Origin of the sequence: Caulobacter sp. (genome assembly GCF_017744445.1) — a bacterium.
In the GTDB taxonomy this organism is placed as follows: Bacteria; Pseudomonadota; Alphaproteobacteria; order Caulobacterales; family Caulobacteraceae; genus Caulobacter.
Genome location: NZ_JAGIBH010000032.1, coordinates 1 through 7,919 on the forward strand (window position 1 = coordinate 1; position 7,919 = coordinate 7,919).

General features: G+C 63.8%; 8 protein-coding genes. 4 read left to right on the top strand and 4 right to left on the bottom strand.

Annotation, left to right across the window (positions count from 1 at the left end; translation table 11 throughout):
- Positions 1-134: 134 nt before the first annotated feature.
- Complete coding sequence (locus J7528_RS23230; RefSeq protein ID WP_291879589.1) at positions 135-788, bottom strand: sugar transferase; 654 nt, start codon at positions 786-788, stop codon at positions 135-137.
- 282 nt (positions 789-1,070) lie between these two features.
- Between J7528_RS23230 and gmd the strand changes: the two genes are divergently transcribed.
- From gmd to J7528_RS23245, 3 genes are all read left to right on the top strand, one after another.
- Positions 1,071-2,048 (top strand): GDP-mannose 4,6-dehydratase, encoded by a 978-nt coding sequence (gene gmd / locus J7528_RS23235; RefSeq protein ID WP_291879591.1) that lies wholly within the window; start codon positions 1,071-1,073, stop codon positions 2,046-2,048.
- A 39-nt stretch (positions 2,049-2,087) separates the two neighbouring features.
- Positions 2,088-3,203, top strand: a complete 1,116-nt coding sequence (locus J7528_RS23240; RefSeq protein ID WP_291879593.1) for a DegT/DnrJ/EryC1/StrS family aminotransferase — start codon at positions 2,088-2,090, stop codon at positions 3,201-3,203.
- A 1,070-nt stretch (positions 3,204-4,273) separates the two neighbouring features.
- Positions 4,274-4,690, top strand: coding sequence for a helix-turn-helix domain-containing protein (locus J7528_RS23245; RefSeq protein WP_291879596.1), 417 nt, complete (start codon positions 4,274-4,276; stop codon positions 4,688-4,690).
- 81 nt (positions 4,691-4,771) lie between these two features.
- Here the strand turns inward: J7528_RS23245 and J7528_RS23250 are convergent, their stop codons facing one another.
- Entirely contained in the window at positions 4,772-5,206 is a 435-nt protein-coding gene (locus J7528_RS23250) for a MucR family transcriptional regulator (RefSeq protein ID WP_291879599.1), read from the bottom strand.
- Positions 5,207-5,622: 416 nt separating this feature from the next.
- On the opposite strand from J7528_RS23250, the gene J7528_RS23255 reads away from it, so the two are divergent.
- On the top strand, positions 5,623-6,537 hold the full coding sequence (locus J7528_RS23255) for a HEPN domain-containing protein (protein ID WP_291879602.1): 915 nt from the start codon (positions 5,623-5,625) through the stop codon (positions 6,535-6,537).
- A gap of 208 nt (positions 6,538-6,745) precedes the next feature.
- Here J7528_RS23255 and J7528_RS23260 read toward each other — a convergent pair whose 3' ends face one another.
- Together J7528_RS23260 and J7528_RS23265 are read right to left on the bottom strand one after the other, a co-directional pair.
- Positions 6,746-7,231: a hypothetical protein gene (locus J7528_RS23260; protein ID WP_291879605.1), complete on the bottom strand. Its 486-nt coding sequence runs from the start codon at positions 7,229-7,231 to the stop codon at positions 6,746-6,748.
- A gap of 54 nt (positions 7,232-7,285) precedes the next feature.
- Positions 7,286-7,702: a MarR family transcriptional regulator gene (locus tag J7528_RS23265; RefSeq protein ID WP_291879608.1), complete on the bottom strand. Its 417-nt coding sequence runs from the start codon at positions 7,700-7,702 to the stop codon at positions 7,286-7,288.
- Positions 7,703-7,919: the final 217 nt, after the last annotated feature.

Here is a 7,919-nt window from a genome sequence, read left to right on the forward strand (position 1 = left end):
GGCGGTATTCGCAACGAGATCGGCGCGGGGCGCGGAGAACATCGAAAGCTCGCTTAGTCTTGAAATGGTGCGCGACACCGCGAGCGGAGTGCAAGGCGCTCCACGCTGTAGGCATCGCGCCAGTCTAAAGGACGTTAGTACGCGTTCTCGGCCATCAGCAGATGCGGAATGGTCATCAGCAGGATCTTAACGTCACCGCCCAGCGTCCAGCGCTCGATGTATTCGTTATCCGCATCGATCCGGGCGGCCATAGCCTCGACCGCGCCGGTGCCGCCGCGCAGGCCCTTGATCTGGGCCAGACCGGTGAGGCCCGGACGAGCGCGGAAGCGCAGGTGATAGTTGGCGATCACCGCGCCGTACTGCTCGTCGTGAGCCAGAGCGTGCGGACGCGGCCCAACGATCGACATGTCGCCACGCAGCACGTTCAGAAGTTGCGGCAACTCGTCAATGCTGGTCTTGCGGATGATCTTGCCGACAGTCGTGATCCGATCGTCGTCGCGCTTGGCCTGGACGACCTTTGCCCCGTTCTCCTGGCACCGCATCGAGCGGAACTTAAATATCGTAAAAGCCTGACCATTGAGCCCCCCGCGGGACTGGCGGAACATCACCGGACCAGGCGATTCCAGTTTGATCAGGACAGCGACGAGCGCAAGGAGCGGCGCGAAGAACAGCAAAGCGCTGCCCGCCACCAGAATGTCCATCGCTCGCTTGAGCGGATCTCTGGCGACCGGCGACGACTTCACGACACAGGTTCGCTGATCCGCTGACGGATTAGTTGCAATAAGCACGTGGTCCCCACCAGTGTAAACGCCCGGGTCTTTGCCCGATGATTTAGAAAGCCTTTACTAAATCGCCGTTCGCTAGACAACCGCCCGCATGGATTGTTAACCAACCTTTTTCGCGGCATGGCGCTTAGTGCATGTCGAACAGACATTCTCGCCGCATCGGCGACCAGTTTGGCCAGAAAATGTTCTGATCTCCTCTGTTAAGTTTAACGGCTGGCCGGTTGTTGGCGGTGACGAAATGCACCAGATTGCGCCGCTTCTCTTTACGGACAGATTCTTGAGGCCATGGCGAAGACGGCTTTGATCACCGGCATCACGGGCCAGGACGGTGCCTATCTCGCCAAGCTGCTGCTTGAGAAGGGCTACAAGGTCCACGGCATGCTGCGCCGCTCGGCCTCGGCCGACGTGATCGGCGACCGCCTGCGCTGGATCGGCGTCTATAACGATATCCAGTTCGAGCTGGGCGACCTGCTGGACCAAGGCGGCCTGACCCGCCTGATGCGCCGGCTGCAGCCCGACGAGGTCTATAATCTGGCCGCCCAGAGCTTCGTCGGCGCCTCGTGGGACCAGCCGCACCTGACCGGTTCGGTCACGGGCCTGGGCGCGACCAACATGCTGGAAGCCGTGCGCGAGGAGTGCCCGCAGGCGCGCTTCTACCAGGCCTCGTCGTCGGAGATGTACGGCCTGGTGCAGCACCCGATCCAGTCGGAGAAGACCCCGTTCTATCCGCGCTCGCCGTATGCCGTGGCCAAGATGTACGCCCACTGGATGACGGTGAACTATCGCGAGAGCTTTGGCCTGCACGCCTCGGCCGGCATCCTGTTCAACCACGAGAGCCCGCTGCGCGGCATCGAATTCGTGACCCGCAAGGTCACCGACGCCGTGGCGGCCATCAAGCTGGCCCAGCAGAAGACCGTCGAGCTAGGCAACCTGGACGCCAAGCGCGACTGGGGCCATGCCCAGGACTATGTCGAGGCCATGTGGCTGATGCTGCAGCAGGACGTCGCCGACGACTATGTCGTGGCCACCGGCAAGACCTGGACGGTCCGCGAGATGTGCGAGGTGGCCTTCGCCAGCGTCGGCCTGAACTACCAGGACCACGTGACGATCAATCCGAAGTTCCTGCGTCCCGCCGAGGTCGACCTGCTGCTGGGCGACCCGTCCAAGGCCAAGGAAAAGCTGGGCTGGGAGCCCAAGATCAGCATGCAAGAGCTGATCGCCGAGATGGTCGGAGCCGACATCCAGCGGCGCTCGCGGAACTAGCCACCCCTTCCCTGCCCCCTGAGGTCCAGACAAGACATGATGCAAGATCTGCCCCGCATCGCGGTCGCGGTTCCAAGCCTGGACGGCAACGAGCGCGACTATGTGCTCGAATGCCTGGATTCGACCTGGATCTCGTCCGGCGGCCGGTTCATCACCGACTTCGAGAAGGCGTTCGCCGACTACTGCGGCGTCAAGCACGCCATCGCCTGCAATAACGGCACGACGGCCCTGCACCTGGCCCTGGTCGCCATGGGTATCGGTCCTGGTGATGAGGTGATCATCCCCAGCCTCACCTACATCGCCTCGTGCAACGCGGTGACCTATTGCGGCGGCACGGTCGTGCTGGTCGACAACAACCCGCGCACCTTCAACGTCGATCCGGCAGCGATCGAGGCCAAGATCACCCCACGCACCAAGGCGATCATGCCGGTGCACCTGTACGGCCAGGTGGCCGACATCGACCCGATCCTGGAGATCGCCAGGAAGCACAACCTGATGGTCATCGAGGACGCGGCCGAGGCCGTGGGCGCGACCTACAAAGGCAAGATGTCGGGCTCGCTGGGCGACTGCGCCACCTTCAGCTTTTTCGGCAACAAGATCATCACCACCGGCGAAGGCGGGATGATCACCACGAACGACGACGAACTGGCCAAGACCATGCGGCTCTACCGCAGCCAGGGCATGGATCCAAACCGCCGCTACTGGTTCCCCGTCGTCGGCTTTAATTACCGCATGACCAACATCCAGGCCGCGATCGGCTTGGCGCAGCTGGAGCGGGTCGAGCACCACCTGGCCGCTCGCGAGCGGGTCGTGACTTGGTACGAGGAGAAGCTGGCGCGCCTGGGAAACCGGGTGATCAAGCCATTCGTCGCCGACACCGGCCGCCACGTGTTCTGGATGTACACCGTGCGCCTGGGAGAGGGCCTCACGACCTCGCGCGACCAGGTGATCAAGGATCTGGACACCTTGGGCATCGAGAGCCGCCCGGTGTTCCACCCGATGCACATCATGCCGCCCTATGCCCACCTGGCCACCGGCGACCTGACCCAGGCCGAGGCTTGCGGCGCGGACGGTCTGAACCTGCCCACCCATGCAGGCCTGACCGAAGGTGACATCGATCGCATCGTTGCTGCGCTCGATCAGGTCCTGGTCTAGGCAGTTCCAAAAGCGATCGCTGGCGCGATTCCAATACCAAGGTCGCGAAGAAGCCGGCCAAGCTCCGAAGCTTGCGGAAGGCCGCTGCATCAGAGAGCGCTTCCGGGATGGACGATTGAGCCGTCAGCGGATGGGCATCGGCCGAGGCGGGTAGGCCTCAAATTTCTCGGCGGCAAGCCAGTTGGCTAGTTCCTGTGGCGAGCCATAGCGCCTCACATGCCGATTCTCGCTGAGGCAGCGCAATTCACCCCTACCTGCCCGTCTGATCCGCGAGCTTGGCTTCAGCCGCGCGCCCGCGCCGATATCAATGAAAAGCCCCCGGACGTCTCTCTCCGAACGCCGGGGGCTCAGTCGATACGGTGAGGGCAAAGGGGTGAGCTCAACACCGCCTCGGGAGCTAAACTCCCCATAGTCGAGCTTGTTCCGGTTAAGCTTTCAGAAAATGAAAAGGCCCCGGCGCATCGTACGCCGGGGCCTTGAGGGATCGCCGGAAGTCGGGGGCTCTTCGCGATCGCCCACATCAACACCGCGCCCATGGGTTCGTTCCCCTAGTAAGGTTAGGCTATCTGCGATGCGCGCGCATCGAGGCGCACGTCGTGGTTCAACGGCGCGGCGAGCGCGCCATCGATCGCGGCCGAGCAGCTGCATCCTCCAAGGCTCGCCCAAACGGTCAAGTTGGCGCGTGGATCCGGAGCCGGCCGACACATGGCTGCCAAGGCCCCGATCGCCGACGCGCCACGTGGCCGACCCCGACCCCGCCCCACACTCCCGATCGACCCGTCAGGCCCGCGGCGGCCCTGGAACCTTGCCCCAAAAATCTCGATTTCTCTCGTCTCTGTAGGCGCGCAAACGGGCGCGGCGCCGTCGGGAGCGACGTGTCCGAGCCGGCCGTCTGGTGGGGGACCTGCGGCCGGCCGCGCGGCGTACGCCACCGCCGAGCGGCAGGCTTCAACCCTGACCAAGAACTGCAACAACGCCTGTCGCAATGCGCTAAAGGGTCAAGCTTGCATCCTTTTCCCGACAGCGAAGTTGTTCGCGCCTTAGTGCATTATCCGGCGCCAGGAGGCTTTATGACCGACGCCCTCGAAACTCGAACGCCCAACGCCATCGATCGTCATGTGGGCGCGCGTGTGCGCATGCGGCGCAAGATCGTCGGCGTCACCCAAGAGCAGCTGGCCGGGGCGCTCAAGCTGACCTTCCAGCAGGTCCAGAAATACGAACACGGCGCCAACCGCGTCAGCGCCTCGAAACTCTACGAGATCGCCAAGATCCTGCAGGTCCCGGTGTCCTACTTCTTCGATGGCCTCCCCGACTCCGCCAACGAGGATGGTGCTGAAGCCGCTAACGCCGCCAACCGCGTCGTCACCGACTTCTTGGCGACGCCCGAAGGGCTGGAGCTGGCGCAGATGTTTCCCAAGATCGCCAAGGGTAATGTGCGCCGCCACATTCTCGATCTGGTTCGGTCCATGGCCGACGGCGCGCGCTAGCCGCCCGCCCATCGCCGCCGCGTCGGCGCGCGATCGGTAAGATCGCGCCCAGCACGGCAGGCAAGCGGTGGACTTGCTCGACTAGGCCTTGGCGCTGCGCGCCCTGCCCCCACGACGCTTGTTACCGGCGCCCAAACCCAACGACCTGGCCATTTCCGAGCGGACGGCGCTGTAGTTGGCCGCCGTCGTCGGATAATCGGCGGGCAAGCCCCACTTGGCCTTGTAGGCTTCAACCGATAGCCCCAGCACCGACAGATGGCGCTTGAGCGTCTTGTAAGGCTTGCCATCCTCGAAGCTGATCAAGGCGTCGGGCGTGATCGACTTGCGGATCTGGCTTGCCGTGGCCTTGGGCGCAACGGCTGCCATCGCGGCGCTCTCAGCCGACCCGACACTGGCCAGCGCCTGCATCGTCGCGCGGATCAGGTCCGGCACGTCGCGGACCGGCAACACATTGTTCCCGACATAGGCCGCTACGATCCCGGCAGCCAACTCCAAGGTCTTTCGATCGTCGGTCAAGATTTATCTCCCGAGTTCTTCGAAGCTTAACCCTATTTGAGATAAGACGTTGCGCCAGAGCCCAAGTCTTGTGTGCCCACACTAAACTGGGATGGCGCTGGCTTCTCATATATGTGCTCGACCGGGTCTCGTTTAGCTGGCGCGCGTTGAACTGTCGGACGGCGCGCTTTGGCCAGCGGCGAGCTGCCGAGGTTCAAGCTCGGTCATAGCTTCGACAAGAAGCACCTCCAGATCCGAGAGGCCACGTCGCCGGCCGCGTTGCGTCAGACGCGCTCAGGCGCGCTCAGGCGGGGCGGACCCGTGACAGAGTTGCTCACACCCCTGAATTTCAACGGGTAGGCGCTCGGCGGCCTTGGCCTTAGACTCTAGTTTCGCACGCCTTCGCCGCCAACCTTTGATTGATTCCCACGCCCTCGATGAAGACCTCCCTTGCCCATCTGCCATCGGCCAAACGGCGCGAACTGGAGTTCGTGGTCGAGACGCTGCGCGCGGGCTTCGCGCGAGCGATCGCTCATCGGACGATGCCGCGGTTTCGGAGCGGCAAGCTGCTGAAGATCATCCTGTTTGGCAGCTTCGCGCGCGGTGACTGGGTCGAGGATCCCAAGGGGCGCTACTTCTCCGACTACGACATCCTGGTCGTGGTCAACCACAACGACCTGACCGATCTGGAGGAATTCTGGGACAAGGCCGACAGGACGCTGCTGGAAGCCCTGGCCTCGGGCGAGCACCTGCGCACCCAGCCCAACTTCATCGTTCACAGCCTCGACGACGTGAACGAGAAGCTGCGCCTGGGCCGCCACTTCTTCACCGACATCCTGCGCGACGGCATCACGCTTTACGAGGACGGCGACGCGCCGTTCGTGGCGCCGCAGGCCCTTTCACCGCAGGACGCTTACAGCGAGACCAAAGGCTACGCCGACGAGTGGTCTCGCGGTTCGGCGACCTTTCTACGTGGCGCCAAGTTCTATCGATCCGAAGGTAGTCCGAAAGAGGCCGCTTTCTCGCTTCACCAGGCCGCCGAGAAGGCCTACCACGGCCTGATCCTCACCCTGACACTCTACAGCGCCAAGACCCATCGGCTGAACCTGCTGCGCGATCGCGCCGAGGCGTTGGACGGCCGCCTGATCGGCATCTGGCCGCGCGGCAACAAATTCGAGCGCCAGGGCTTCGACCTCATTCGACGCGCCTATGTCGAGGCCCGCTATTCGTCCCACTACGAGATCTCCGACGAGCATCTGGCCTGGCTCGAAGAGCGGGTCGCCCTGCTTCAGGACACCGTCGGCTTGATCGCCCGCGAAAGGATCGAGACGCTGCGACGGGCCGCGGCCTAAGCAGCCGGCGCGAGCCGCGCCTAGGCGCGGCGATAGGAACACGGTCACAGTCTTCCGCCCGATGCCGAACAAAGAAGGCCCCGGCGGGGAGCCGGGGCCAAGTTGGTCTTCGAAAGGGGATGCCGTCACAACGCGGCAGAAGCTTAAGCGTTGCTGGGCCGCGAGCAGATCGCCAACGCCGTCGGCCAGGCCCAGGCCGCTCGGTTGACTACGTCCTGACATTCAGCCGGATAGGCGCCTGGTTCAACGCGAAATAGGCGACGCTGAAGGCGGTCTTGGCGTGGTTGCCCCGTCCCAGGCTTGGCAAGGCGCGGTATCCTTGGAGGTCGTCCTCGGCGAGGGGCGAACTCGAATAGTCCAGGAGGATCAGCACGCCGAGACCCGGGTGCTTCAGGAGCTTGCGGACCTCGTCGGCATTCTTCTCGGGTAGGACATCAGCGCGCGGGCATCCTGGCCGCCGCACCGCCAGTTCGACGGCGACGTCGTAGACCATGAAATCGAAGCGCCCCAAGCCGGTGAGCTTGCCTGGCAGGGCCGTCATCCGCTCGGGCTCGGCGCGCGGCCCGAAATAACCCAGCAGGAACGTCCGCACGAGCGGCAGCAGTTGCCGCTCCGACCAGTGATCGAACTTGAACGACTTGCGAAATTCGGGGCGGCGCAAGCTCTCATAGAAAAGCGAGAAGGCGTCGATCACCTGGCTAACGCTAGACATGCGCCATCCCCTTCTCGGTGTGCGACTTCGCCTCGGCTATCCCTGCCGCTGCTCGACGACGGCCCGTAGAACGCGCTGCATGACCTGGCGCTCATCGGGGGATAGATGGTTGAAAAGCTTGGCTTCGTTCGCCTCGGCATGGGCGGCGAGCACGGGAACCAGCGCCCTGCCCTCCGGGGTCAGATAGAGCCGATGCTGGCGGACGTCCTGGGCGTTGACGTCCCGGATCACCAGGCCCTTGGCGACCAGGCGGTCGGCCAGGCGGGCCACGGCGCTGTCGGTCAGGGCCAGGCGCTTGGCCAGCCGGTTGGGCATGATGTCCTCGACATCATGCAGCTCGCGCAGGAGCGACCATTCGGCGGTCGTCACGCCTTCGGCCCGCAGCCGGCGGCCGAGCACGAACGAGGCGTGGTTGGCCGCGGTCCGCAGCCAGTACTCGAGATGCTCGTTCAAAGGTGCAAGGGGCGTCTGCGCCGACATGCCTTGGGCCCTATCACGCACCGCAGCGGGCGCATGCTTTCCTTATCAACAATGAGGGTCTGAAAGAACGGCTTTCTTCAGCACGCACAAGAAATACATGCGCATTACTGATGGCGGACGGGATATGCTGGTAAAACCTTGGGTGCGGGGACAGGATTTGAACCTGTGACCTTCAGGTTATGAGCCTGAC

What these genes read in the sequence shown, in the direction of transcription:
- gmd (WP_291879591.1), top strand. Translation starts at nt 1,071, where the DNA reads ATGGCGAAGACGGCTTTGATCACCGGCATCACGGGCCAGGACGGTGCC.
- J7528_RS23240 (WP_291879593.1), top strand. Translation starts at nt 2,088, where the DNA reads ATGCAAGATCTGCCCCGCATCGCGGTCGCGGTTCCAAGCCTGGACGGC.
- J7528_RS23245 (WP_291879596.1), top strand. Translation starts at nt 4,274, where the DNA reads ATGACCGACGCCCTCGAAACTCGAACGCCCAACGCCATCGATCGTCAT.
- J7528_RS23255 (WP_291879602.1), top strand. Translation starts at nt 5,623, where the DNA reads ATGAAGACCTCCCTTGCCCATCTGCCATCGGCCAAACGGCGCGAACTG.